This is a genomic window from Paenibacillus sp. sgz302191, assembly GCF_057749925.1.
Genome location: NZ_JBYLHY010000002.1, coordinates 420546 through 445159 on the forward strand (window position 1 = coordinate 420546; position 24614 = coordinate 445159).

Consider the following 24614-nt stretch of genomic DNA (forward strand, 5'->3'; position numbering starts at 1 on the left):
TCCTTTCTATATCGGCAAATCCGTATCCGCTCCAGGGCTATACGCTGCGCCAAGATATCCACCCGTTGTGCCGTTGTCATCAGAAAAGCCCGCTGTTGGGCTTGTTTCCGTATTTGCACCGCTGGCGAACTGGAACGTCCCCGACATTTCCACCGCTCCCACGCGAACACCTGCAGCGACCGTCCTCTGGACGATCCGGCCAAACTGCACCGGAGACATGCCCGCTTTGTTTACAGCGTCCAGCGGAAGCCGGATGACCGAAATAGCCGCGGGCTCCGGCGCAACGGAGTCACCCCAAAGTTCGCGGATTTCTATGTCAGACGGCGGACAGGAAAGAGCCACCGAAAGAACGCGAATGATCGTATTTATGTCGCCAGTTGATAGATTACGCGCAATCTTTGATTTGATCAGTATTCGGTATACTTCATCGGTCGCGACGCCGCGGGCTTGCCCAACGTTGGCCCCGATCCGATCCAGGGTAGTCCCCTGCGCTTGATCAATGTCCCGCCATTCACGGATGCGGTTTTGAGTTTCCTCCAGCTCCTGGAATTGCTCCGCCATGAGGCCGATTAGTTTTCCAAGATTCGAATCAGGGTCCTTTGTAAAAACATCTGTAAGGCGCTGTATGATCGTTTGGAAGGATATCACGTTGCATGCACCACCATGACCCGCGTATGTGAAGACTGCGCGACTTGGTTCGGCGCGATTTGAAGGTTTGCCTGCGTCCACGTTGTGCCGTCCGTGCTAATCTCCGGTATCACATCCTCCACGCCCTCGACCGCATACGCTAGGGCATACAGACGGGATAGAACTACATCATCCCCCATGTTGAGGCCGACATATAGCGTGCCGTCTGCATCTTCTCCGCCGATATAGCGGATAGCAGCAGTTTGGAGCTGCGCGTCGCCGTCGCTCGGATAGCTCGTAGTTACCTTGACCGTGAATCGCAGATGTGTTGGGATCTCTTCGGCGCGTGAGAAATACATCACATGTTCGAACCCGGCATCGTCTTTGACATTGACAGCTATGTTCCCATACGGTTCGATGCCTGCCGCTTTTGTGTCAATGATGGCTTGCCCAATGTCCGCATCAACTCCACCCAGAACATATGCTTGAAAACTCTTTGACGGGAGACCGTTGACCGTTGCCAATGTATAGTTCTCGATCACTGTCGCCGCCCGAACTCCGGGAAGACTGAGCAGCGCGGAGCGGAGCGAACCTAACGTGCCTTTCCCGCGTCCCTCGTTCGAAATTGCGAATCTGTCCCGAAACTCCTTGTCGGTTTCCTGTTCGCGTCCGCCGGAAGTTTCTGTTATGTTGGTGACGGATCTCAGCCCGGCAATAGGATTGACAATAGTTGTGATGGTGCCGACGGCAAGGTTTCCCGAGCGACCGGGATAGACCGCCTGAATCGTAGTAGTAACGGACTCGCCTCTGCCGATCCTGGCGGGTTTAATGGTTTCAAAAAGCACCCCGCCCTCCCCCGAGACTCGAAACCCTGCCGGGACTATCATAGCAACCCCTTTGATTTGCATCATCCCTGTCGCACGCGTGGCTTGTATCCTTGTGATACCACCATATGGCCCGAGCTTTGATAGGCTAGTGCCCGTAGCAGTATTCACATAGGCGCTATTGTATACGTCCTCGGAGTTTTGCCAGAGTTTCGCCATGAACCACGCAAATAGGCGAAGGAGTATACCCAAAAACGAACGGTCAGAAGTGTTTATTGTAGGACTGAAAACCTCCTTCGCTTTCGCCTCCATTTCCGCTAAAATGTCATCGTGCCGCTTCCGCTTGAAACCCGAACTATCTAGTGGCATCCTCTACCACCTCCCCGTTCGTGCCCGTGGCCGTAAACTTCACAGCGCTTTGTCGTGCTGCTGTGTCGAAATTCACCTCGATAGAATCTATAGTCGCAATCCGTGGTTCCTGCCGTAGCCCGGCGCGGACTTGCTCCCTTACCGCTTCTTCACTCACGTTTTTGCCGTTCATCTTGTCGAAATCGATGCCAAGGGTCGGATTCAAAAACCATTCGCCTTTGTTTGTGCCAAGTATGATTTTGCAGCATTGAGCCAGCTCTTCGCTGCCGTCAACCAGGACGATATCGTTATTTTCAATGACCAAATCGCCGTTCGTCAGTTTTGGAGACTGCACGGCATCACCCCCACGATTACAGCGTCATTGTTGCTATGTGTCCTTTGGCTGCTTGGAGCAGTTGGTACACCCGCAAGAACATTTTTCAGCTCCTGATCCGTGCATACGACCAAAACGGCGTCGCCTTCCTTCAAAGCTGGCTTGTACACGCGTTCCACTCCATCCACGATCAAACGCTGACCGAGAGCTGGAACATTCTGAATAGGAGCCGGGTCCGATCCGGTTGAATTTCTAATTAGAGGCTGCACGACGGCCATGCACGTAGCCGCATCGAATGAAACAATACGACACGGAAAGGAAACATTGAGCGCGGCCAGCGACCGGTCAATGCATCCAGAAATGAGCGCGGCCAGGGCGGCGGCAGGATCATTCATGGCAAAATCGCCTCCATTTCCGTCGTAAAATCGCCTGTATTGCTGAATTTGTGCGAGCCGGACCGGACATGCACACGTCCTTGAAATACCCTGCTGGATAGATCAATGACCGAAGCAGTTGTAATCCTGTATTGCAGTTGCGATTTGATGTTAAAGCCCTTGAAATTCTCATCTTCGAACGGGTCCGGCGAGCCGATTAGCCCAGTATTTGCCGATAGTGCAAATGCATCGTCGGCACCATATCGTAGATTTCGAATATACAGCTTGCCCTTGTTCACGTATGCCGATGTGCCGCAGTCCGCGGCCACCTCTGAAATGACCTTTGTCACTTCGCCTTTCGCCGTGTATCCATCCTCATAGCGAAAGTCTTGGTTCAACTCAAATTGTGCCAGCGGTAGCCCGAGCTGCCCCGCCATGTCGCGGAGAATGTAGCTTGCAAGCGTGCCGTTCGTGTAGGCAATATCAACCTCGCGTTTGGACAGGTCTTCCGAATCAAGAACATATATTGTCGTGATCCGGTCAACTCCCTCCTGCTTGGTCAATACCTTCGACACGAATCCGTGTAGAATCGTGCCGATATCCCCTCGGTATCCGGCATTCACCAAAGCAATTTGTCCACGCTGCAGCGTTGCAATTGTCTCGTATCTCAGGTTCCAGATTCGTATTTCCGACTCATTGGGCAAGGGGTCATTGTCGAATGGTACCGAACCTTCGATAGCAAAGCTACCATTTGAGAAGGATTTGTTCCCGATCATGACCTCTACCACACGCCCGAAATTAGGCATCCGCTTCACCATCCAAATACAAAAATACATTTTCGCTCAGAGTATCCCAAGTCACGTCCGAACTATTGCCAGAAAGGTCATACGGCAAGATTCGGACCGTCGGGAACCGCGCGTCCGCCACATCACCGAAAAGCGGCATTCCGTAAACGATCCGCTCGCCGTATGCCAATACTTCACCGTTTTTCGATAGGTCAACGGTAAAAAAATCAAACTCCCCGTTGTAATGCACTTCGAACGTGAACGTTTCGCCGGTAAGCGCGATATCGAAGCGATATGGAATCATGCTCTTTTCAATGTCGATATACTCCACAAAATCACCTCATTCCGCCCAAGGGCTTCCCGCTTTGAAGGTCACTTTTTCAACGGTCTGACTATTAGTACTCGAAGAATTCCCGGCTTGCTTGGTCTGCTTCGTGCCGGAAGAGACTATCGGAGCAGCCTGCGCCCTGATCGGGGCGGGAAGGCTTTCGACGAACGACGTTTCAGCGGTACGGATTTCTTTCAGCGACATGGAAAACGAGAATCCGTTTGCGGTGCTGTAGTCGTGCTTTGTTGAAAAACTCGAAATCAGACCAGTAAAAAAATTCCGGCCATCGAATTCAATGAGTGTCCCGTTGTCCATGTACCCTTCAAATGCTTTGCGAATTTGTGCAGCGTCATCGCCAAGGACGTAGCCGGATATGTTCATGGTGCTTGCCTTCCGTTGCACATGGTCCGTCAGGTTGACGCCGTTTTCGACCGGCTGCTCTGTAATATCTACATCATAGCTCGGGTCCTCTGATTCAACGGTAACGTAATATCCGTTTATTCTAGCCATTTTGAACCCCCAACGAAAGGCGGCGAGTCGCACTCTCGACAACTTCCTGTATAGCGCCTTTGACTTGTCCGACTATGCTTCCGGCTAACTCTTTGTTCGCCGGTGTGTCGCCCTCGACTTTGACGGTCAGTAAAATTTCAATCCGCTGCGAACCTCCGCCCGCTCCTGAAACCTCCCCAGAAACTGCTCCGGCTCTTGCAGGTGGCAACGTAGCGTCCGTGACTTCCGCCGCAAGGTCCGTTGAAGCATCCGAAACCATCGGCCCCGTGCCAGTGATACCGTCCGCCAAGCCCGCGCCGGTATAATACCCGACTTCCATCATGACGCGTGAAGGAGAATGAATGCCGAGAAAATCCTTAATCCCGTCCGTAATGCTGCTTGCGATGTTCGTCACTGTGTCCCAGGCTGCTTTTTTCATGTTCGACATGCCGTCAATGAGCCCCTGGATTACGTTTTTTCCAATATCGAAGAGGTTCAGATTGCTGAAAAAATCCGTAATACCCTTCCACGTATTCGAAAACCAGTCTCCAATTGACTGAAAAACGCCAATGATCCAGTCTTTGAATACGCCCCATTTTTCCGTCAACCAAGCGCTAATAGCGCCCCAGTTCTTGAACACGTATATGATTCCGACGATGACGGCAGCAACAAGCAGGCCGATAGCAATGAATGGAAGCCATGGCGCTACAGCTGCCCAGCCCGCTACGGCTGCGCCCCAAAGTACAGGAATGAGAGCAATGCCTATTATGGTCGCGAAGCCCGAGAGCGCAGGCACGATATAGTCAGCGTTTTGAGTCATGAACGATATGGACGATGCCACCCAATCAATTGCCGAACCGAGTTTGTCTCCGATGGTTGCCCCCAAAGCCTCAATCTCCGGCTTATGATCCGCCATCCATTGTCCGAATTTGGTTAGATAGGGCAGCAGTTTTTCACCAACGGGAATCAAAATCCCTGTTTCAAGCTGCCGCCCGAACATTTCGAAGGCTTGGCCGGGGGAGTTAACCCTAACCTGATTAATCTCGTCCATGCTGTTTTTCGTCATGTCGAACTGATTTTGAACACTTCCAAACGCTTTGATTACACGGGCTTCCAAATCTTCGGCTTGGGTTCCGAAAAGCGCAATGGATGCGGCGTTTTGCTGAACTGGGTCTTGCATGCCATTGATTGCTTTCACAGTTGTCAGGAACGCTTTTTGAGCTTCTGCGCCCCCAGCGGCAAAATGGGCAGTCATTTCTTCGGCATTGAGCCCGATAGCAGTGTAAGCATCTATTGAAGTTTTGGAGCCGTCTTTCGTTCGTATTCCGAATTCTTTGATTCCGTCGCCAACTTTGTCCAGGTTGAATGCACCAGCATCCAGCCCGGCCCCGAGCGTATTAAACATCTGGTTCGCGCTGAATCCGAGCTTCGAGAAGTACACGCTGTATTCATTGGCCGTGTCCAGTAGGTCTCCTGATGTATTCAACCCCTTCTGGTTTCCTTGTGCGAGCAGATTGAATGCCTCATCCGAAGTTATCCCAAAGTTTTTCATCATGGTTGACACGGTTCGAATCGATTCCGAAACCTCGAACCCCATTGAATCTCGGAACAATAAAGCGTTTCTCGTCGTCTGCTTCAGCGCATCGCCCGTTTGCCCCGTAACCTGCTGTACGGATGAAATTGAAGAACCAAGGTCTTTCCAATCTTCTCCGAAGTTTTGGGAATACAGGTCTTTGGCGATATCCTTTGTCTCCTGCATCTGCGCCGCGCTCGATCCGGTTGACATCTGCACTTTTGACATGGCTTTTTCGAACTCACTCGCCGCATGAATAGAAGCGACGGCGAAGCCGGCCAGCGCGGTAGCGGCTGCTGCTCCAAATGCAAACACGCCTTTAGAGAGGGAGTCGACCTGATTTTCTGCGTCGCGCAGCCCTCTATCGGAGATTCTGAACCCGACTGCGTACATTAAGTTGCTTATTACGCCCAAATTTTTTACCTCCTCCCCGAACAGAAAAAGCGCCCGTTATGGACGCTATTTCTTTGGTTTTGCCTTTTGCTGCTGTTCGATGTGGATGTCTAGGGCGGCATTCGCCTCAGCAAGATCGTCATGATCCATCTCTTTGAGCTCTGAATAAGTTATATTCATATCCGAGAGCAGCAGCCGCCACATAGTCCAATTTGCTTGCGCTCGCCGCTTAGCTTCCTGCTTGCTGATCATCGGATTCCTGCTCGTCTTCGTCATCCAGTCCGAACGTGAATCTAATGGCCGCGCCAATGACTTCATTGAATTCGCCTATATCGTCGAAATCCTCGATTTTCAACTTGGGCTCTACAATTACATGCGCCAGGATCTCGTCGGCAGTTTTTTCGTCTTGCGGAATGCCGAATTTGTTCTTCACGCGGTCCTTGATTTTGGTGACGGCCCGGATTCCCGGGAACTGGAAGAGGTACCGTTTACCCTGTTTTTTCGAAATGAATTCCTTTTGTTTAAAAATGCTCATCGCTCATCGTCTCCTATTCCATTTTTAAATCTAATGCTTGGATTTCATATTCCCTATCTTCAACCTCGTTGGAGTATTTTCGCGCTGCGGGCTTTTTCACAAATGCTTCTGTCGCTGACGATGTTTCCCGCGTCGTACCGGCGTATATAATTGTCACGGGTACCAGTTTGCCGCTGTTCGCAAGTCCATCAAGGTACGGAACATGTGGGCTAGTCTGCTGGAGCGTGATTTTCACGGTACCAAGATTGTTGTTCACTTTGCTTCTGACCGTATCCCCTTGCGCCCCGACCTTCACGCTGTAGCTGTCTTCATCCTTTTCGATTTCCACGACGCCATCAGAAAAACCCGTAATGTACACGCCATCAATGATGACGGAAACGTTATTTGCGTCGTATGTTTTGTCTGCCATGAAATCGCCCCCTAGACCTTGATTGTGCCGCGGATCGTCGTTTGATGGATCGCGCCCGCAAGTTCAAAACTGAAATTTGCGTCGTTGTACTTCCGCGCCGCTCGATCTGCGGCGTCCACATCGGAACGGCTCTTGAAGCTTGTGCTGTAAAGGCCGTTTCCGTTGTCATCTGCGGCGATAATACCCTGATTGAACGCCCTTTGCAACACGGTTTTGGTGGTGCTTTCGAGCTGGGCGATGCCGTTGTTATCATAGGAAATTTTCGGCAAGTTGTTCATCAGTTTTTGAACTGCGTATTCAATAGTTGCCCGAACGTAGTCTTTCGCGTGAATAATGTCGATATATTCCCCGCTGACAACTTTCCCCTCGCTCGTAACATCATCGCCGGCCTTCGTAACGTAGGTATTCGCGCCAAGGCTGTGAATTTCATTCAGTTCTGTAGCGTTCAAGGGGACCGGTTGAATGCCTGTAAGGGTTTTGAACTTCCAAGTGATACTTCCTACAGCAGCCGATCCGCATTCACCTATCCAAGCTGCCTCCGGGTAGTTGGAAATAGTGGGATGATACTTTGCCACCGTCCTCGCCCACTTCTTTGCCAAGTAAGTCGCAAGGTCTGTCTTGCTGTCAGAGCGTGCAAAGAAAAGACGCGAATCGTTTGCTTCGATTGCGTCGGCAATTTCCAGCACATCGGCGGACACGGCGCTAGTCGAAATGAGGAAATACCAATCCTGCGTAAACAAAAACTGCAAAGCGTCCGCAAGCGGCTCAGGCGTAGCCCCTGTCTTCCGGGCATATATAGCAATCTCAGCAGGCGCATTGTCGCCTTGAGCAAAGAGCGCCGCAGCCGCTTTGTACTCTTCCGTGCTGACGCCGTAGTCGGCTTTGACGGCCTCCAGGTCAGCATAGTTTTTGTAACTCTTTCCCGCTGTGCTGGACCCGAGAATCAGCGGCTTGCCGAAACCAAGTTTTGGTGTCGGCTTCTGAATATCGATGATGACAACAACGTCGTTTTTTGTAGCCAATTCGTTCAACTCCCTCGTATTTCCGCCGAATCGATGCTGTATTCGGCGGTCTGTATTTTGTTCACGGTCCGGAAATCAACCTCGAAACCAAAGCGCCTTTCCCACTCGCTGCCGATCTGTACATCACGGTTTTGCACGGCCCCGGCGCGTACCACGACTACGTTCACAGTTTCGAAAAGTTGGTCATGTCCTGCCGTCAACAGCCATTCACGAACGCGCATTGCGTTCTCGACACCCTCGTCTTTATAGGCTGCGTAGGAGTGGAAAGAAGCTGTGAATTCCGTATTTTCCGTATATGTCTTGTTTACCCCATCAAAGGATATGGACGCATGGCCCTTCGCTTCATCGGGAAAAGATATGAAATCGTAAGCGATGTACGGATATTCCTCCACGGGTCCAGGGTCATTCATTTCGATGACTCGCAGCCCCGTTGCCGCCGCAATTCCTTGCACAATGGCGGAACGAATCTCACGGAATGGGGTCATGCGTTGTCACCCGCTTCAATTTGTATTCATTTGTATCGGAATGCCCCGACCAATCGTCATCAGCAACAACCCGATACTGCTTTCCCCCATATTCGACGATCTGGCCATCTTCATGCCGGTACGAAGTGAACAAGGCCCGGTCATCCTCTGTATACTTGCCACCTTCGGTTTGCAGCCAGCGTGCCCCCAAAGGTTGTATGCTGCCGTACAGTTGGATACGTTCAGCCTCTCCCTTGCGATATACGCCGTTCGCATCCCGTTTTCCAGTGTATTTCAGGAGAGTATACGGCTTGGAAAATCTTCGAACGGTCTGAGAAAAACGAATCATCCTACCTTCTCCTCCTTGGAACGACGATGAATTTGATTGAGTCGCGGAGCTGCTTTTCCAGGACTAGAATTTTTGTAGAACCCTTCCGTCTCGCGTATATCGGATTGAGGGGAGGTGTCCTGATCTTGTCGAAGTTTTTCAAGGTCTTTTCAAGGCCGACCCCGCCGATTTCGACAAGGAGTTGCCGCGCCGTTGTTTGGTCATGGACAATCTCGTTAACTCCCTTTTTCACCAGTTTCGAAATTGCAGCGGTCGCTTTCTTCTTCCCCGAGCCGATGAAAGAACGGCCCGGAATCTTCATTTTTCGCGATCCATATTCCAATACCCCGGCGACCATCGCCAGTTCCTCGTCACCTTCTGCCCCTATATGAACCTCGTTCTTGGTCAATCCTCGCAGCTTGAGAAGAATCGACGGAAGAAAGGTTGTTTCCGTGATTTCCACGTTCACACGGCGCGTCCTCGTTCGTCTGGGAGCCATTTACACCCACCTTCCGATATAGTCCGAGATAAGGGCCATAACTGCCGAAGGAAGCTCGCCGCTCGCTTCAGCAGCATAGGTGACGCTAATGTTCCCAACCCGCTCCAAAGTCACACCAGGGCTTCGGAGCATAGTTTGGGCAAGAAGGAGGCAGGCCAGTTCCAACGGTGCTGGAAGGGTGGAAGGTAGGTCTGCCGTCGCTTCTCCGGGAAGCACAAAGCCACCGACATATTTGACGGTCAGGTTGTATTCGCCGGCAGGCCACCCGCAGCGGCGGTATACCCGGCCTTCTTCCATAATCTCATAGTCCAAGATTGGACCGTTCGGCCCGGTCAGATCCGCTATGGAATGCACAGGGAAATTACGAAGGTTGATATGCTTGTACTCGCAATACCCGGATATTTTCTCCGTATATTCCTGCTGCCGGAACGACCGTTTGCATCTGTTCTCGATTTTGGCCGACGCCGCCATGATCTGCAGCAGCAAGTCGCTATCATACAAAGTTTCCTCCAGCGGAATTTGCATAACGCTTTTGAGCCTATCAAGGGTTGTTAACATTGTGACTCCCCCCCATAAAAAGGGCGAGCCCCATTAGGAAATGGTGAGCTCGCCGTATACAACTGCCTCTGGGTCAAATGTTTGAACGTCTTCACGCTGAATAGCCCGCACTTGTGTCGTATTGCTAGTGAAGGCATTCCCGCCGACGTTCGTAGAAGCGATGGAATACTGCTGCCGGTCGAAAAGGACAATCGCCTCTTTCAAATCCCCAATGATAATAGGTGCTTTCTTGGTAGTTGTCCCGGTTGATGGAAGCCATTTGTTTGAAATCACGACCACTGGTTTTCCATAGAGCAGCTTTTGAGTAGGCTGTGTCGGATTTGGCTGGAGAAGCGCTTTTCCATCTGCATCTTTGAGAAGGTCAAGGTAGTTATATCCATCCTGATTTGTAACGATGATAGCGCCCAAAGAAATGCTTGGGTCAAGATCGACGTTCAGCACGGTTTTGATTGTGTCCAAACCTGAAATCGCCTTTTTGGTCAGCGTCGCAAGCAAATCAAGAATGAGTTTGTTTCTAGTGGCTGTCGATTTTTTAGCAATCCATCTGGAGATATACTGCATAAGGTTTTGATCCGTGTCAGCCAAAAGGGAATTCGAAATCGGCATGATTCCGCCGCGATCCTTCACCGCATAGTTGATGGATTTGAATTTTGGATTCCCCATGTCGGCAAGGTCTGTCATTTCAGTGATTTCCACAAAAACCGTTACATCAGCATTCTTCTCAATCACCCGAGAACCAGTGCGGGTTGTTACTGGTTCGACGGTGACGTATTGTTCCAGTGAAACAAATTGCCGTTTAAATTCATGAATCTGCGTTTGGATATCCTGCGGAACGATCAACCCGCCATCTTCGGGATTCCCACCTTGCATTCCTGCGCGAATTTCTGCTTCGACTTCTTCAACCAAGCAAGTCTCTTCTTCATTCAGGCGCTGATTTCGAAACATTTTAAAAAATGCATTGCGGTACTCTTCGCGTTCGGCAGCTTTCTTTTCCGTGCGGGTTGCCGGTTCAGGAATTACAATTGGATTAGTCTTGCCCGGCACCGTATCTGTATTGCGAATTTGTTCCAATACTTCAATTTGGTCTTTCAATACATTTGCTGCAGCTATCACCGCGCGAGCTTCTTCGAACTTTCCGGCCTTCGCGAGTTGATCCATTTCTTCACGCTTTTCGGCCAACTGCTGGCGCAGTTCTCTTTCTTGATTGGTCATGCCTCCGGCGAAATGCTGGATATTCAATGGCAAAGCAAGCTTTCTTTCGATAGTTTTCAATGGTTTCATGTGATGGGGTACCTCCGAAATTTTATTTTTTGGCAATAAAAAACGACCTAGACTGATAGGTCGAGTAGGTCGATTTCAAATTGGATAAGTTCCATTTCAAACATAAGCCTTTCCTTTTCCTTCTGACGCTGTTCTTTTGTCGTGATGCCCAAAGCTTCAACGCTTCGCTGGCTCACCTCAGAGTCTGGGTAGGCCGGGAATGGAGTGGGCGATATTTCGAACAGGTCCACGTCCAGCAGCGTGCGCTCGTAAACGTCTTCGTCTTTCAGATATTGCCACGAATCCCCTCGGACATAGAAACCGAAGCTAACCCCGTCAACGTCTCCACGCTGAATAGAAGCGTAGGCGTCGCGGCCCCAAGAACTATCCGGCAAATCGATTTCAAAACTCAAGCCGGTTTTGTCCTCTTTCAAGCGTAGCGTTTGGCTTTTTGTGGAGCCAAGCACAAAATCACTCCGATGATTCCATAGAGCTTTGATCGTATTCTCTTCGAGACTCTTTGCGAACGCTCCCCGCGCCACCTTCTCGTAGAACTCGCCCCATATCAATTGGCTGCGCTGATCCCACTTGACTACGTAGCCGGAAATGCCCATCGTTGCATCTTCTTCCGACTGCTTGGCGCGGATTTCAATACTTTGCACAGGTAGGTATCGGATTTCTTTTTCTGGCATTTGGTCATTCACCCCCTCCCGGCGGACTCTTTCCGCCAGCTTTCGCCATTTGGTATTCGTCCATTTTGTCGAGAGACACGTAGTTTAGGCTGACAAAATGTTTGTCGCCGTTTTCACCTATGCCGTCTTTCTCCTCCAGCTCCCGGACCTCGTTCAAATTGTACGCTCCCATTTCGACCATCATTTTATAGAACGTCGCCCGGCTGATACTATCGCCGCGCAGTTCGCTTGTCATGTTGAATTTCGTGTAGTACCGCCGCTGCTCATTCTCCGTGAAAAGCTTGAAATTACATTCTTGCTCCCAGTTTGTGATGATTGGCTGCAGCGTGTTCTTCACGTATTCAAGCGACTGGTTTTCCATGTTGGCGAATTTCGCACCCTCCATGACGCCCAGTTTGTAGCCGGGAATCTTGTAAATCTTCGCGACTTCCATCTTCCCGTACTTTTTTGTTTCAATGAATTCAGCATCTTTGAGAGGCATGCCGAGATTTTGATACAACATACCTCCATCAAGTATGGCTATGCGGTGCGCATTGGTAAGACCTGAATTTACTTTTTCCCACTCTTCGCGCAGTTTATCTTTTGCAGGCTTTTCCAATGTGGCCCCGCCTGGAACCTGCAGAATCCCCCTGCTTGTGGTGCCGTTCTTATAGAACGAACCAAGGAACTTGTTCTGCGCCTGTTGTACGCCGATCTCCTCACGGAGAACAGCAATCGGGGACATTCCTTTAAGCCCGCTTTTCCCTATTCCCTTCAAGTGAAATACGTCCAGATAGTGAATTTTCCGCTGTTCACCACTCGGCAGAGTCGTGATATACCATACTTCGCCGGTTTGCGAATCCAAGCGAACATCCATTTTGGACGGATCGAGCGGCCATAACGCCTTGGGCATGCCGTTGTACGGGCCATCCTCATACCATTCGATTGAAGCGTAGGCATTCCCCCAAACACTCATATGAACCTGCATCAGTTCTTTGAAGATGTATGCGCTCATATACGGGTTAGCCCGTATACCCAAGATTCGAGAAACTGGATGGCTCGAATCCTTTTTGATACTTTCGCCCGCCTTTTTGAAAAGCTGGATCGGGAGTTTCCCGATATCTCCGCCCAGGATCGAAGCACAAGTATACACGTTACTGTTCATCATGGCCGTATCACTAGTGACCATTTCGCCACTGGCCGTTCGCGTTCCGCCGCCAAGCCATTCGATGAACCATTGCGCAGGATTCCGCAGGTCAGACTCTTCGGAAGAACGACGCGACGGCCATCTGAATAAGTTTCGTAGTTTCACAGTTCACCTCCAAACTAATCAGAACGAAAAGTCTTCGTTCATGATGTGTGCGTTAAGATCAATCTCTTTCTCACCGTACATGGCGCGAGCCAATGCGTTTATAATCGCGGCGAGAAGGTCGATACGCTGGCTATCATCCTTGTGTTTTTTCGACAATTTAATATTACCGTTGTTGTCAATTATCTCGATGGCATTAGAAAGGCACCATGTTAATAACGGTGAACCATCGTGAACAATCTGCCCATTAAGGATCAATTCACGAAAATACTTTGTAGGCTCAGATAGTGTCTGCACACCCTGCCGAATTTCGACTGTATTGTACCCATCCGCTTCCATCTCTTGAGCGAAGTGCGTCGCATTGTAAGGGTCAAAGTCAACTTCGACAATCGACCAACCTTCCTTTTCTTCCATATCATGAACATGGCTCAAAATGTACCTGTAGTCCGTAACGGCACCGTCAGTAAGGGTACACCACCCATCCTTGTCCCATGCCTTGTATGGAACCCTATCCGAATGCTCGTGCTTTGTGGCCGTTTCCTCCGGCATAAACCCATGAGCACAAACAGCATAAAGCGGATTTATTGTACCTTTCTTTGTTTTGACCGGAACTAATCCGTCCAACTTGAACACAAAGCCGTCTGCCGTTAGGTCGACGCGCTTCGATAAGTCTAGGCCGAGCCATGCCCGGAATCCTCTCACAAGATTCAGAAAATCCTCCCGGGATGCTGCAAGGTCTTTCCATTTGTCCATATTGCCGGACATGTACTTGTTCTCACTATCAGCTTGCCAAATGTTTAGTCGTTTCGTAAGAAACTCGCGTATTTTTGCAGGATCACCAGTATTGTAGGCATTGTCATGCTCAGCTCGGATTTGAGCTCGCAGTTCATCGGCATATTCGTTTTCATCCTGCAAAATTGGGTTTGCCTTCACCCAAGCAGTTTCGTCATGCGGATCATCACCTTTTTCCAATTCACGAATCATAGCGAAGATCGTTTCATCCATGGGAATTTCGCCTTTAAGCATCTTCTTTAGCGAGTCATACTCGCGTTTACACGGATTGTTTTCTGCGTCTTTCCCCGCCGTCGAGATAATCATCATGAGGGATTGTAGCCTTTTGCCAAATCCAGAATAAAGCACGTCACGAATTTCGCTGGAAGGATGGGCGTGATACTCGTCGATGATAACAAAGCACGGGGCGCCCGAATCCTTGTTTTTCGTATCCTTCGAGAGCGGCCGAAGCCATCCACCACGTTTTTTATGCTCAATGTACGTTTTCTTAATATGCAGACGCTTTGAAATTGCAGGGCTTTCCAAGCCCATCTTTTGAGCATCGCCCCAAACACGCTTTGCCTGTCCTCTATCAACGGCAGCACACTCCACTTCGGGGCTTTCCTCATACCTTTTGATATCAGGCTCCCCAGGAGGATATACGCAATCACCGCACATGCCGTACAATGCAAGCCCGCTCATTTCCGTAGATTTAACATTCCCCCGGGCACGCTCGTTAAACGATATTTTGAACCGGCGCTTTCCGCTATCCATATGGACCCATCCGAACACGCAGCCAAGGTCAAATTTTTGAAAATCGGCAAGCTCGATCAACTCACCACTAAACGGCCCCCGTACATGCCGACAACAACGTTCGAACCATTCGAATATGCGGTCGGCCCTACTTTCGTCGAACACATATGGAAACTCTGGCGTTGCTTGCCTACTTAAATCGTTCAAATGTCGCTTGCAGGCCAAGTATTCCATTTCGCAGCTCGGGCGTAACCACGTCACAATTTCAGCCGCATAACGATTAGTTGGATGAACATCTTCGTAATCAGTCGAAATCGTCATCTTCTTCGCCGGTCGAATCACCGAGATTTTTCGCCAGGCGAGCTCTTGCCTCTGCGTTTAGACCGAGTTTGTTAGAATAGGCAAGTACAATGCGCGAATAGCTCTGTGCTAGTTTGACATGGGCGCTCACGACTTTGTTACCTTGTGCGTTAACTTCTGTGTATCCATGCTCCTCTATTAATGCGTTGGCATCTTGCAGCTTCGCAACTGCATCGCAATAAGCGCCGAGAACATCTTCGTCAACTTTATCCAGCACGTCGAACTCTTGCATGTCCCTAACGGTCTTCCGCCACACCTTACGTGCTTCAACGGATAACCAAGATGGGATCGACAAATTTCGTTTTTTCTTTCTCTCAAATTTTTTAGCCGCCGCTTCCCGGTTCTCAACTTCCTTTTTTGTCCAGTGTTTTCCGCCACCCTTTTTCCCTACCCGCATATGGTCAAATCGGATTACTTCATTCAACGGGCATTCCCTCCTTTCCTTAGAAACTTACCTCGGGGACTTTTTTTCACATTAGAGGGGCGCGCGGTCCCTAAAAGCTTTTTTTTAATTTTTTTAAGCCTGGGGGGCCTCTTTTAAAAAAATTATTTTGAAATAATTTTTAATCTTTCAGTTAAATACTTCTTTGTCTCATCGCATGTGGTAATTTCAGCGACATGTTGCAGTGTGTCTAAGATATCCTGAACTATCTCGACTCTCCCCCAATCAACTGTTACTCTGAGTTTGGATAGCGGCTTTTCGATCTGATCGTTTGTGGGCAGCGACGAAATAGGAAACATAGTATCGCCGCAGAGGATGCACCTCACGCCATCGATAATACACGGGTCCTTACACTCAGTTCGCAGGCACCTTAAGCATTTATGTGTCGGCGGTGGTTTGATATAAATATCAGTGTTTAGTTTCATTGCCGAATCCTCCGTCCTCTGTGGCCGTCTTTACGCCGTGGCAACTGGCGCATAAGGCTTGCCAATTGTCGCGGTCCCAAAACAATGTTCTGTCGCCCTTGTGCGGAACAATATGGTCTACGACAGTAGCTGCAATAACCTTACCTGCATTGAAACAATGAACGCACAACGGGTTCTGCATCAGGAACCGAACTCGTACTCGCCGCCATTCTGCATCATATCCCCGTTTCGCTGCACTCCCTCTTTCTCGGTTATACTTCTGCCGATAAAGCTCTTTATGCTTGCTGCAAAAGCGCTCCGTTGTTAGCTCCGGGCATCCAACTTGACTACACGGGCGTTTAGATTTTGGCGGCATTTTATACCTCACACTTTCCAGAAATATGCATTAATAGCAGCTATTTAGATGCGTTGGACATATCGCGTCCCACCCCCATTTTGAGTTACACATAGACAAAACCCCATTTTCCCCAGTCACAGCAAGGGTTTGAGGCCACTTTTTGGGGTTGTTTTGAGTTACCCATAATGGATATTGTGTGTAAGTCGTTTCATATTCCCAAACGCTTGGTAATTCAGGATTTTCTAGCTTTTCTCTAAACTGAGTTACACCTATCCGCAATATGGTGAATTCATGCTTTGAACCGTTTCAGAATCATGTCCATGGAGTCTTGTTCGATGCCAATATACTGGAGCGTGATCCTTTCGCTTGAATGATTAAAAAATTGCATGAGCCTCCCAATATCCTTTTTCGTCTGCTCATAAAACAGGTATCCGAAAGTTTTTCGTAGCGTGTGGCAGCCTATATCGTCCAATCCAAATTCGTCTGCAATTTGTCGCATCATCTTATACGCCATACTTCGGCCAATTGGACGATTTGCACCCTGCCGACTCTTGATAAGATATTCATGTGGCTGCTTGTTTTCAACGAAATCAGTAAGCTCCCGTTTCAAATCGGGAGTGATTAGGATTCGTTTCTCTTTTTTTGTTTTTTTCTCCCGGATTGTAATATGAGTCCCCAAAACGTCACGAACCCTAAGTCTGAGTATGTCACTGATTCGAAGACCTGTATTAATACCTAGAATAAAAAGAATGTAATTCCGCTGGTTTGTGTTTTTGAGATGTTCCTTGATATCGGCCAATATCTCCTTATCACGAATAGGCTGGACGAAGTTCAAGGTTTTTCACCTCTCTTTAGTGCCTGTTCATCCTTTGGACAAACAGCCCTACTGCAAAATTGAACCGTTTCTTGCCAACGCCCCCAAACACACCCACGGCACTTTTGGGGCTGCAGCATTGGCGGCGGCGATCTTCTTTTCTTCATCGGCTTACCTCCTTGTAATAAGTCCTCTCATATATAGGTGGCAAACGCATGACAAAAAACAGCCTATTCGCATAGAAATAGGCTGTTTTGAAGGTCTTCTGAAATTTTTTTTTGAGCCCTGCTGACTAATTGCGAAACGCTCCCTTTCGTGATGTGCAAAAGCTCAGCAATTTCTGAATGAGAGTAGCATTCCCCATGAGCTAGTACGTAACATTGCTTTTCCATTTCACTTAGCCTAGACAAAGCGTCTTGAATCTGAAATCTTTGATAATCCGTCAATGTTGTAGGGCTTGCCGATCTAGTATTTCGGACAAAGGCTTGCATTCTCAAAGGGTCAACTAACTTCTCCCTCTGATAACTGGCGAGCCGCTCGATCCCTCTTTTGTTTCCTGGTCGCCGCCCTGTATGCATCCACTCAATTGCAAAGTTTACATCGGATATCATTTCCGAAATAATATCCTGAGTCGTGAAGTCTTTTGATGATTTCGCTCTTACTTTCGCTTTCTGCAATAATCGATATGTGCCGCGATACGAAAGTTTAAGATCACGGATGCTGTCAAGCCATTTTACAGATTGTTGGATCATCCCGTCCCTCCTTCCTTCCGCCGTACCCAGGCGAAGGCACTTCCTACGCTGGTCTCTTCGATAATGTATGAGGTACCCTTCGCAAGCCAGTTATTTACGTCGACGGCAATAACCCCGTATTTGGTATTCACAAATCCTTGTTCAAGAAGCTGCGAATTTGGCGGTACGTACATCACCATTTTTGTTATGTCTCTCTTCCGATGCTCAATGATCGGCTTTAAAGCCGCTTCGATAAGTTGTAGTGCCTTTAGGTTCAAAGGAATCACTTCCTCACAGCGTTTTTCCGCCATGTCGCTGCGGCCGTGTTGCATTGTACGCCATCTTTTCAGCGATAGCTCCTTCGAGGTCGATGCCGTAACGACCGCAAGCATCAAACACTCGAATTACTACGTCAGCCAGTTCAGAAGGTATTCCACAAGGCTTTTCGCCTTCGTAATAGGTTTCTGTTGTTTCGCGTCCGTTCCGATAGTCTTCCAATGCTTCGGATAGTTCCGAATGCATTAGTGCGATAATTTCACCGAATGTACGATCTTCGTTCCACCAACCTTTTGAAATTGCATTTTGATGTGCTTCTGAAACCAACTGGTTGATGGTTTTATTTCGTTCCCATAGAATGAAACTACCATCCTTAAAATTATCAGCATACTGGTTCTGGTTAAAAGCAAGGGTAAGAATACAGAACGTCTCATCGTCTCCGGCATCATCAATTTCCTCATTCGTAACACCAACGGCAAGAAGCTTTTCTCTGTTTTCCTTGCTGTTTTCCACCAAAATATAGGAGTCCTCTCCACCATGCTGATCGATTACCTCCAGGCTGTTCAATACGTCTAATACTGCTTGTTTATTCATAGTAAATCCTCCCTTATATTAAGTACCATTAGGTGTTCATATCTTTTTAATCTGATCGATTCCATGCTGCCACCCACTAACGCCCCGTAACTGGTATCGGTTATGGGCATATTGGATGCTGGTAATTATTCCACGTTCCGCAGTTTGTAAAATGACCATATCCCCTGGTTTAATTTCATTCGGATCATCAGGGTCAAGGTGTCCTGTTTCAATTGCATCCGATAGTGCATCAAATGCTGTCAATCCATCGCCATTCCAAAATCCATCAGCTTCCGTACAGTTCTCGATCCAGTCAAGAAGCTTCTCGGCGCTTATCAACCTTTCAGCCATCGTTACCCTTCCTCCCTTGTAGTCTCATTCATAATCATTGTTCAGTCGGAACACCCATAATCTCGCCTTCAAACAAAATGGATAATCCAAGTTCGCCGGATTCGAACACATCCGTTCTGTCGTATAAGGGCACGTATCGGTGACTGAGGTCGCCTGTTCCGGCACCCGCATTTGCGGAGTATTTAAAAGCCGAAGGTTTTTCATTTCCGCTACTCAAAATAGGCATGCCTAGCTGCTTACAACGTGATTTTGATAGTAGTACCGCAAACGGATATGGCTCACTTGTCCATTTATCCGACCGCGGAATGTAGTACGGTAATCCCGTTGCAAGAACTTCTTCTTTCGTGTACCATCCTTTTTCATTTGGCACCACTATGCCCCCCTATACATATCTGGAATAGGTTTTCCGTTTGTTGAGTCTGGCGGAGGCTGCGTCCGATCAATGTTTGTAAATTTATTGAACTGCTTGAGGAATGCTAATTCTACAGTTCCTACCGGTCCGTTCCGCTGTTTTGCGATAATGATTTCGATTATGTTCTTTTTCTCTGATTCGCTGTCATAATAGTCATCGCGATACAGGAAAGCTACAATATCAGCATCTTGCTCGATTGCTCCAGACTCGCGAAGATCGGACATTAGAGGGCGTTTGTCCTGCCGCTGCTCGACACCACGGCTCAGCTGCGATAGAGCGATGACCGGCACATTCAGCTCGCGAGCCAGTTGTTTTAATGTTCTTGATATTGCAGATACTTCTTCCTGCCGATTTGCTCCTCTACTTACGCTTTGGATCAATTGCAGGTAATCAATGAGTATCATGCCAAGACCTTTCTCCTTCATAAGCCTGCGGCACTTAGATCGAATGTCATTCACGGTCATACCCGGTGTGTCATCAATGAAAATGCCCGATTCCGACAATTTGCTAACGGCCATCGTCATTTTTTCCCAATCTTCATTGTGGAAGAAACCTGTTCTCATCCGGCTGGCATCGATGTTACCTTCGGCACATATCATCCGCTGAACAAGTTGTGATGAAGACATTTCCAGGCTAAATATAGCAACATTCTCGCCCGTCTTCGTAGCTACATTCTGCCCAATGTTGAGCGCGAATGCTGTTTTCCCGACCGACGGACGTGCCGCAACTACGATAAAATCGCCATCCTGAAAACCAGCGGTCATATTATCAAGATCGGTGAAGCAAGACGGAATGCCAGTAATTCCGCGGTTTGTATGTCTGGCATTGTACCGTTTTTCTGCATCGTCCCACGCTTGCAAGAGAACTTCCCGAATCGGCTTAAATTCCTGCTTTGGTGCTGATTGATCGGATAATTTTGAGGCGGCCGACTCAGCCATAGCCACGAATGCACGTACATCCTGTTCTTCCGTCGCCTGCTTCACGAGATTCATTGCCGTGTGTATGGCTTCTCGCCGGAGAAACATTTCTTGTACTCGATCAATGTAGTACCCGGCGTTCGCAGATGTTGGTACAGCCGAAGCAAGCTCAGAGAGATAACCAACATTTCCTATCAATTCGATTTCTCTCGAATCTTGCAATTGGGCTGTCAGGGTGACAAGATCGATTTGTTTTTCAGAAGAACGCACTTGGACCATTGCCCGAAAAATACGAGAGTGCGCTTCTCGAAAGAACTCGCCACCGATCAAGCGCTCCCTTACAATGTCGAAAACCTCCGAGTCGATCAATATAGCCCCGAGCAGCGCCTGTTCAGCTCGTATGTCAGCTGGAAGTTGAATGCCCCATTGTTCATACATGCTGTTCACCCCTCAACCTGTCTCGTATGCTTTGCCAGTATCCTTCTGGTGGTTCACTATTTTCCGATGACCACAGGGTCAAATTCACTTCGTATTGTGCGGCCTGCTGCTTGCCGAGCTCTCCGGCCATATGATCACCCAGACGACCGCGGATATCTGCGATTTTCGGCGGAAACTGGTTCGTTTTCACAAAGGCATCAACATTTTTCATTGCAGCGGCGAAAGGGAAATCTTTTAAATGCTTGAAATGCCGTTCTACCTCTTCGCCGCTCACATCAAATGCAGCATAGTTTTTTTTGATTTCAATCATCAACTCGAACACTTCCGATTTGTTCACGCTGTCGTTCCTCCTCAGCTCTCCGGCGTAGGTCTTCAATCTCTTGCTGCTGCTTCGTCTTCTTCGGCGGTCCCTCAAGGGCGACTGGCACGTGCGGCACCGCACCAGTTATGGGTTTCACCTTTGACCGTTCCCACTCCCCGTAACAACGGGGAATGCAATAGTTCATGTTGCGGATCTCGTCTCTTGCATGCTTGGGCTTGTACTCAGCAAACGATTTATCAATACTGCTACGAATGATATCAAGCGGAATACCGTCCGCGACCATTTTCTTTACCTCTTCGAAATCTGCTGTACTGATGTTGAAGCCCTTGCCTCTTTTAGCAACGAAATACTTTTCAACTTCAATCGCTCGTCTCATGATTTCGTCAGGATCAGTAATAATAACAACATCTTTTAAAACCATATCTTTATTAGATGGCTCATTTTTGCTCGTTGGTTGGCTCATATTTGCCCCTTCTGCCGTCCTGTGATGGTTCGTTTTTGAACCTTCTTCATTGACAGATGGTTCATTATTGAGCTTTCCACCTAATGCAAATTTCTTGGAATTTCTTACTGAAAATATGAGTCCATAGGGTGCGCGTTTGGTTCTAATGTAATCATATTCCTGCAAGGACTTGATCCACCTTTTGACCGTGGAGCGGTTCACACCAAACCGCTCAGCCAGCTCATCTATTTCAACCGGTTTGGAGCCTAACACGATGCCCCAGGTCTCCTCATCGCGAATAACTTCTTTCGTTGTGGCGCTGATGCACCAAAGGAAAAGCCAAATCGAATTTCCGATTCGCTCATAGTGCTGTGGCTCCAACAACCCGGAATACATGGGGAATGGGAAGCTATCACTAGGCATGTTATCCCCTCTTTCAAACGCATTACAATTGCTCTTTCATCTTGTCACAGAGCTTGGATACGGCTCCTTGAAATTTGGCCTTTTCTTCTTCGTTTTGAACTTCTTTCACAGCCTTAAGCAGCTCATTGAAATTCCCAACAAGGGTATCAAAACAGACCTTTACCTTTATGGCAGCGGTATTGTTGTTTTTTTCGAGCAGTGTCTTCATTTCGGCTATTTGCTTAGTGGCCTCTTCTTCCTTTTGTTTAGCAAGTGCCGCATGCTCCTGCTCACGCTGCCGAAGCGTCTCCAGCTCCTTTATTGTTTCTTCCGGAATGACGGGCACTTCGACCGTCGCCGATACATCGATCGGCTTTGCCTTTAAAGCTTCTTCTAGCTCTTTGATCCGTTTTTTCGATTCCGAAAGATCGTCTTTGGATTTTTTCAAATCTTCCTTCAACTTGGCCGAAGCCTTTTCACTACCTATCGTTTCAGCATCTTGTTGAAGCTTCGTAAGTTTCTCTTCCTGCTCTTTCCGCAGCTTCAACTCCAATTGATACTGTTCATAGAGCGCTTCTCGCTGCTTTTTCTCCAAAAAAACACGCTGCTTCTCGGCTTCTGTCCGTTCCTGCTCCTCTTTCAGCTTCCGTTCAAGCTCCTGCTTTTCCTTGATCGCCTTTTGCAGCTCACGTGTGGACATTTCAGACACGTTGTTCTCTTCGGCAAATTTTTCCCGTTCTTCGGCCGGAACAGACAACAGGGCAACAGCTTGGCTGTAGGACAAATTAGCAAGCGTTTGGGAATTTGCATATTCGTTAGCGACTTTCATGAAATTGTTAGCTGTTGATTGGCCGTAATTCACGTTATCATTCAGCCACTTCGCCCATTCTCCATGAGGAACCAACGCCTTGGCTTCATGAAGCCGGTTGCCGATGTCAATTGCAGACCGAAGAACATACTGCCGCGCCTGGTCATCGATACTCCGAATTTCGGCAGCGATTACCTCCGGCGTTCTGATCATTACATTTTTTTCTGCTCCTGGTGCAATTGTTGCCGAAGCATCTTCTTTTTTTACAACTTTACTCATACAACAGCCTCCTGTTGATCCAGCATTATGCCGGTCGTATCAATTCGTTTTTTTCTAGTGAGCAGCTTATGGTAAACCCACTCATCTACGAAATCCTTTACTTCACTTGTCATTGTGCAATTCTCAATACCCCGACACTGAAGGATTGAAAGAGAGGGCATGCCTAACTCCAATGTGTAAAAAGGCCGATCTGGATCAGTTACCTTACGAATGCACAGAATAACAACCTTACCTTCCGCGTATCGGTCAGCATAACTACCCACGCAGTGTACGAGTTCCACACCCTCGTCAAACAATTCAGTCAGACTAGCAATTGGTCGTATGAGGAAGTTACGATCTGCATATGAGTACTTGTCGAGTTTTTTCTGAAAAGATCTGATTTGCATATCTATTTCAGGGTCTTCTTTCAACTTGATCTTAGACGTATTTTTTTGATGCGCAGCGTGTAGGTTGTTAGGAAATAGGAATCTTTCTTCGGATAAATCCATTTGAAGCGCTACACATTCATTTATATAGTCACGCCACTGCGTTACTACGCTTGTGACTTGATTGAAATGTCTTCCAAACTTCCTAGTCTGACTTTCTGCATAGCGGATCAAATTGGCAAGACTCGTGTATTCAAGTATTTTTTTCATAGCTTCCATATAGTGCGAACCATCTAGTAAAGAGCCACAACGAGATGCAGTTTTCCAACTGATCGGAACACCTTGATCACGGAACCACTTATAAGCACGAAGCTTAGAAGATGTCATTACTATGCCGGATGATTTCCAATCCTTTAGTTCTGCCTTCGAAAGCCCAAGAATATTTTCCATGGTTTTCCCACGTAAATTTATAGAATTGTATAATGGCTCTCTTTTTACAATCTTATCTGCTATTGATGTCATGCCCATCTTGGATAAGTATTCGATAAACGGATATTTCGCAAAAGCAGAGAAAAAATATACAAGGTCCATATTCGAATCGGCATACGATCTCCATGGACCGTATTGAAACATGGTCCCTTTTGTTGCATTAATGATGCTTTCAATCGACTGGTAGCTATTCCATGTAAAAAAATGTTTCCCCATCAAAGAATGTGGTTTAGCAGCGAACCTCCAACCATCCTTATAATGAACGCGTCTATTTGCAAAAAAACCTGTACTATAATGGTCTCGGAGCGCCATAACTGAGGAACCGATTTTAAATACACAGCGCATGACTGGCACAAACTCTGTTTCAATATCGATTTTTTCTCTATAGTCGCGTTGAACCTTGTATCCTGTGCAAACAATTACGTTCGGGTCCACTTGAGATTTTTCATACCAAACAACATAAGAACGATCAATAAGCTTCCCCCTGCCAAGCCCTGCACTTTTAACGGTCACAAGAGACTTACATTTATCGCACTTCCAGTCTTCATTGTGCTTCAATGTTGTAGTTGACCTAACGACATGATCAGTTTTACAGTGTGTGCAATAGCCATATTGAATTGTTGAACTTGCACGGCGAACAAACAAATAACGACTACGCAGCAGGCATTCTTCTCGAACAAACTCACACAATTTGGAACTAATTTCGCCAGAAAAATGGGCGTTGAAATTCTCAAATCTCTTCATACCATTTGTTGATTTCGTCACAAGATTCGCCTC

33 protein-coding genes are annotated in these 24614 nt (G+C 48.0%); all 33 read right to left on the bottom strand.

Annotated features, from left to right (window positions below):
• Nucleotides 1-6: 6 nt before the first annotated feature.
• A complete protein-coding gene (locus AC3G2T_RS04280; RefSeq protein ID WP_488434635.1) occupies nt 7-648 on the bottom strand; it encodes a hypothetical protein in 642 nt (213 codons plus the stop codon).
• Nucleotides 645-1820: a baseplate J/gp47 family protein gene (locus tag AC3G2T_RS04285; protein WP_488434636.1), complete on the bottom strand. Its 1176-nt coding sequence runs from the start codon at nt 1818-1820 to the stop codon at nt 645-647. The genes AC3G2T_RS04280 and AC3G2T_RS04285 overlap by 4 nt, the downstream gene beginning before the upstream one ends.
• Nucleotides 1807-2154 (bottom strand): DUF2634 domain-containing protein, encoded by a 348-nt coding sequence (locus tag AC3G2T_RS04290; RefSeq protein WP_488434637.1) that lies wholly within the window; start codon nt 2152-2154, stop codon nt 1807-1809. The genes AC3G2T_RS04285 and AC3G2T_RS04290 overlap by 14 nt, the downstream gene beginning before the upstream one ends.
• On the bottom strand, nt 2136-2528 hold the full coding sequence (locus AC3G2T_RS04295) for a Gp138 family membrane-puncturing spike protein (RefSeq protein ID WP_488434638.1): 393 nt from the start codon (nt 2526-2528) through the stop codon (nt 2136-2138). The genes AC3G2T_RS04290 and AC3G2T_RS04295 overlap by 19 nt, the downstream gene beginning before the upstream one ends.
• Entirely contained in the window at nt 2525-3343 is an 819-nt protein-coding gene (locus AC3G2T_RS04300) for a phage protein (RefSeq protein WP_488434639.1), read from the bottom strand. Before AC3G2T_RS04300 ends, AC3G2T_RS04295 begins: the two co-directional genes overlap by 4 nt.
• Entirely contained in the window at nt 3306-3623 is a 318-nt protein-coding gene (locus AC3G2T_RS04305) for a phage baseplate plug family protein (RefSeq protein WP_488434640.1), read from the bottom strand. Before AC3G2T_RS04305 ends, AC3G2T_RS04300 begins: the two co-directional genes overlap by 38 nt.
• Before the next feature lie 9 nt (nt 3624-3632).
• On the bottom strand, nt 3633-4130 hold the full coding sequence (locus AC3G2T_RS04310) for a phage baseplate protein (RefSeq protein WP_488434641.1): 498 nt from the start codon (nt 4128-4130) through the stop codon (nt 3633-3635).
• Nucleotides 4123-6096, bottom strand: a complete 1974-nt coding sequence (locus AC3G2T_RS04315; protein WP_488434642.1) for a phage tail tape measure protein — start codon at nt 6094-6096, stop codon at nt 4123-4125. Before AC3G2T_RS04315 ends, AC3G2T_RS04310 begins: the two co-directional genes overlap by 8 nt.
• A 45-nt stretch (nt 6097-6141) precedes the next feature.
• Nucleotides 6142-6327: a hypothetical protein gene (locus AC3G2T_RS04320; protein WP_488434643.1), complete on the bottom strand. Its 186-nt coding sequence runs from the start codon at nt 6325-6327 to the stop codon at nt 6142-6144.
• The gene (locus AC3G2T_RS04325) at nt 6305-6610 is read right to left on the bottom strand and encodes a hypothetical protein (RefSeq protein ID WP_488434644.1); all 306 of its coding nucleotides are present in this window, start codon (nt 6608-6610) and stop codon (nt 6305-6307) included. Before AC3G2T_RS04325 ends, AC3G2T_RS04320 begins: the two co-directional genes overlap by 23 nt.
• A 13-nt stretch (nt 6611-6623) precedes the next feature.
• Complete coding sequence (locus AC3G2T_RS04330) at nt 6624-7019, bottom strand: phage structural protein (RefSeq protein WP_488434645.1); 396 nt, start codon at nt 7017-7019, stop codon at nt 6624-6626.
• An 11-nt stretch (nt 7020-7030) separates the two neighbouring features.
• Nucleotides 7031-8041 (bottom strand): DUF3383 family protein, encoded by a 1011-nt coding sequence (locus AC3G2T_RS04335; RefSeq protein ID WP_488434646.1) that lies wholly within the window; start codon nt 8039-8041, stop codon nt 7031-7033.
• 5 nt (nt 8042-8046) lie between these two features.
• On the bottom strand, nt 8047-8526 hold the full coding sequence (locus AC3G2T_RS04340) for a phage neck terminator protein (RefSeq protein ID WP_488434647.1): 480 nt from the start codon (nt 8524-8526) through the stop codon (nt 8047-8049).
• The gene (locus tag AC3G2T_RS04345) at nt 8510-8854 is read right to left on the bottom strand and encodes a hypothetical protein (RefSeq protein WP_488434648.1); all 345 of its coding nucleotides are present in this window, start codon (nt 8852-8854) and stop codon (nt 8510-8512) included. Before AC3G2T_RS04345 ends, AC3G2T_RS04340 begins: the two co-directional genes overlap by 17 nt.
• A 1-nt stretch (nt 8855) precedes the next feature.
• The gene (locus AC3G2T_RS04350) at nt 8856-9302 is read right to left on the bottom strand and encodes a phage virion morphogenesis protein (protein WP_488434649.1); all 447 of its coding nucleotides are present in this window, start codon (nt 9300-9302) and stop codon (nt 8856-8858) included.
• A 30-nt stretch (nt 9303-9332) separates the two neighbouring features.
• A complete protein-coding gene (locus AC3G2T_RS04355; protein ID WP_488434650.1) occupies nt 9333-9890 on the bottom strand; it encodes a phage gp6-like head-tail connector protein in 558 nt (185 codons plus the stop codon).
• A 33-nt stretch (nt 9891-9923) separates the two neighbouring features.
• Complete coding sequence (locus AC3G2T_RS04360) at nt 9924-11102, bottom strand: phage major capsid protein (protein WP_488434735.1); 1179 nt, start codon at nt 11100-11102, stop codon at nt 9924-9926.
• Nucleotides 11103-11218: 116 nt separating this feature from the next.
• The gene (locus AC3G2T_RS04365; RefSeq protein WP_488434651.1) at nt 11219-11842 is read right to left on the bottom strand and encodes an HK97 family phage prohead protease; all 624 of its coding nucleotides are present in this window, start codon (nt 11840-11842) and stop codon (nt 11219-11221) included.
• Between the two features lie 4 nt (nt 11843-11846).
• A complete protein-coding gene (locus AC3G2T_RS04370) occupies nt 11847-13133 on the bottom strand; it encodes a phage portal protein (RefSeq protein WP_488434652.1) in 1287 nt (428 codons plus the stop codon).
• An 18-nt stretch (nt 13134-13151) separates the two neighbouring features.
• The gene (locus tag AC3G2T_RS04375; RefSeq protein ID WP_488434653.1) at nt 13152-14996 is read right to left on the bottom strand and encodes a terminase large subunit; all 1845 of its coding nucleotides are present in this window, start codon (nt 14994-14996) and stop codon (nt 13152-13154) included.
• Complete coding sequence (locus tag AC3G2T_RS04380; protein ID WP_488434654.1) at nt 14959-15438, bottom strand: phage terminase small subunit P27 family; 480 nt, start codon at nt 15436-15438, stop codon at nt 14959-14961. Before AC3G2T_RS04380 ends, AC3G2T_RS04375 begins: the two co-directional genes overlap by 38 nt.
• 426 nt (nt 15439-15864) lie before the next feature.
• Nucleotides 15865-16236, bottom strand: coding sequence for an HNH endonuclease (locus AC3G2T_RS04385; RefSeq protein ID WP_488434655.1), 372 nt, complete (start codon nt 16234-16236; stop codon nt 15865-15867).
• Between the two features lie 271 nt (nt 16237-16507).
• Complete coding sequence (locus AC3G2T_RS04390) at nt 16508-17053, bottom strand: tyrosine-type recombinase/integrase (protein WP_488434656.1); 546 nt, start codon at nt 17051-17053, stop codon at nt 16508-16510.
• 209 nt (nt 17054-17262) lie between these two features.
• Nucleotides 17263-17784, bottom strand: coding sequence for a sigma-70 family RNA polymerase sigma factor (locus tag AC3G2T_RS04395; RefSeq protein ID WP_488434657.1), 522 nt, complete (start codon nt 17782-17784; stop codon nt 17263-17265).
• Entirely contained in the window at nt 17781-18041 is a 261-nt protein-coding gene (locus tag AC3G2T_RS04400; RefSeq protein WP_488434658.1) for a hypothetical protein, read from the bottom strand. Before AC3G2T_RS04400 ends, AC3G2T_RS04395 begins: the two co-directional genes overlap by 4 nt.
• A 13-nt stretch (nt 18042-18054) precedes the next feature.
• On the bottom strand, nt 18055-18633 hold the full coding sequence (locus AC3G2T_RS04405) for a hypothetical protein (RefSeq protein ID WP_488434659.1): 579 nt from the start codon (nt 18631-18633) through the stop codon (nt 18055-18057).
• 36 nt (nt 18634-18669) lie between these two features.
• Nucleotides 18670-18963 (bottom strand): hypothetical protein, encoded by a 294-nt coding sequence (locus AC3G2T_RS04410; RefSeq protein ID WP_488434660.1) that lies wholly within the window; start codon nt 18961-18963, stop codon nt 18670-18672.
• 34 nt (nt 18964-18997) lie between these two features.
• A complete protein-coding gene (locus AC3G2T_RS04415) occupies nt 18998-19333 on the bottom strand; it encodes a hypothetical protein (protein WP_488434661.1) in 336 nt (111 codons plus the stop codon).
• 2 nt (nt 19334-19335) lie between these two features.
• A complete protein-coding gene (gene dnaB / locus AC3G2T_RS04420) occupies nt 19336-20730 on the bottom strand; it encodes a replicative DNA helicase (RefSeq protein WP_488434662.1) in 1395 nt (464 codons plus the stop codon).
• Nucleotides 20723-21067: a replicative helicase loader/inhibitor gene (locus AC3G2T_RS04425; RefSeq protein WP_488434663.1), complete on the bottom strand. Its 345-nt coding sequence runs from the start codon at nt 21065-21067 to the stop codon at nt 20723-20725. The genes dnaB and AC3G2T_RS04425 overlap by 8 nt, the downstream gene beginning before the upstream one ends.
• Complete coding sequence (locus AC3G2T_RS04430) at nt 21033-21917, bottom strand: hypothetical protein (protein ID WP_488434664.1); 885 nt, start codon at nt 21915-21917, stop codon at nt 21033-21035. The genes AC3G2T_RS04425 and AC3G2T_RS04430 overlap by 35 nt, the downstream gene beginning before the upstream one ends.
• A 22-nt stretch (nt 21918-21939) precedes the next feature.
• Nucleotides 21940-22983, bottom strand: coding sequence for a DUF3102 domain-containing protein (locus tag AC3G2T_RS04435; protein WP_488434665.1), 1044 nt, complete (start codon nt 22981-22983; stop codon nt 21940-21942).
• Complete coding sequence (locus tag AC3G2T_RS04440) at nt 22980-24602, bottom strand: PcfJ domain-containing protein (RefSeq protein WP_488434666.1); 1623 nt, start codon at nt 24600-24602, stop codon at nt 22980-22982. Before AC3G2T_RS04440 ends, AC3G2T_RS04435 begins: the two co-directional genes overlap by 4 nt.
• Between the last annotated feature and the right edge of the window lie 12 nt (nt 24603-24614).

Coding starts and splice junctions, on each gene's coding strand:
- AC3G2T_RS04285 (WP_488434636.1), bottom strand. CDS start 1,820: ATGCCACTAGATAGTTCGGGTTTCAAGCGGAAGCGGCACGATGACATT.
- AC3G2T_RS04295 (WP_488434638.1), bottom strand. CDS start 2,528: ATGAATGATCCTGCCGCCGCCCTGGCCGCGCTCATTTCTGGATGCATT.
- AC3G2T_RS04300 (WP_488434639.1), bottom strand. CDS start 3,343: ATGTATTTTTGTATTTGGATGGTGAAGCGGATGCCTAATTTCGGGCGT.
- AC3G2T_RS04310 (WP_488434641.1), bottom strand. CDS start 4,130: ATGGCTAGAATAAACGGATATTACGTTACCGTTGAATCAGAGGACCCG.
- AC3G2T_RS04320 (WP_488434643.1), bottom strand. CDS start 6,327: ATGATCAGCAAGCAGGAAGCTAAGCGGCGAGCGCAAGCAAATTGGACT.
- AC3G2T_RS04325 (WP_488434644.1), bottom strand. CDS start 6,610: ATGAGCATTTTTAAACAAAAGGAATTCATTTCGAAAAAACAGGGTAAA.
- AC3G2T_RS04330 (WP_488434645.1), bottom strand. CDS start 7,019: ATGGCAGACAAAACATACGACGCAAATAACGTTTCCGTCATCATTGAT.
- AC3G2T_RS04340 (WP_488434647.1), bottom strand. CDS start 8,526: ATGACCCCATTCCGTGAGATTCGTTCCGCCATTGTGCAAGGAATTGCG.
- AC3G2T_RS04345 (WP_488434648.1), bottom strand. CDS start 8,854: ATGATTCGTTTTTCTCAGACCGTTCGAAGATTTTCCAAGCCGTATACT.
- AC3G2T_RS04355 (WP_488434650.1), bottom strand. CDS start 9,890: ATGTTAACAACCCTTGATAGGCTCAAAAGCGTTATGCAAATTCCGCTG.
- AC3G2T_RS04360 (WP_488434735.1), bottom strand. CDS start 11,102: ATGACCAATCAAGAAAGAGAACTGCGCCAGCAGTTGGCCGAAAAGCGT.
- AC3G2T_RS04365 (WP_488434651.1), bottom strand. CDS start 11,842: ATGCCAGAAAAAGAAATCCGATACCTACCTGTGCAAAGTATTGAAATC.
- AC3G2T_RS04385 (WP_488434655.1), bottom strand. CDS start 16,236: ATGCCGCCAAAATCTAAACGCCCGTGTAGTCAAGTTGGATGCCCGGAG.
- AC3G2T_RS04395 (WP_488434657.1), bottom strand. CDS start 17,784: ATGATCCAACAATCTGTAAAATGGCTTGACAGCATCCGTGATCTTAAA.
- AC3G2T_RS04405 (WP_488434659.1), bottom strand. CDS start 18,633: ATGAATAAACAAGCAGTATTAGACGTATTGAACAGCCTGGAGGTAATC.
- AC3G2T_RS04410 (WP_488434660.1), bottom strand. CDS start 18,963: ATGGCTGAAAGGTTGATAAGCGCCGAGAAGCTTCTTGACTGGATCGAG.
- dnaB (WP_488434662.1), bottom strand. CDS start 20,730: ATGTATGAACAATGGGGCATTCAACTTCCAGCTGACATACGAGCTGAA.
- AC3G2T_RS04430 (WP_488434664.1), bottom strand. CDS start 21,917: ATGCCTAGTGATAGCTTCCCATTCCCCATGTATTCCGGGTTGTTGGAG.
- AC3G2T_RS04435 (WP_488434665.1), bottom strand. CDS start 22,983: ATGAGTAAAGTTGTAAAAAAAGAAGATGCTTCGGCAACAATTGCACCA.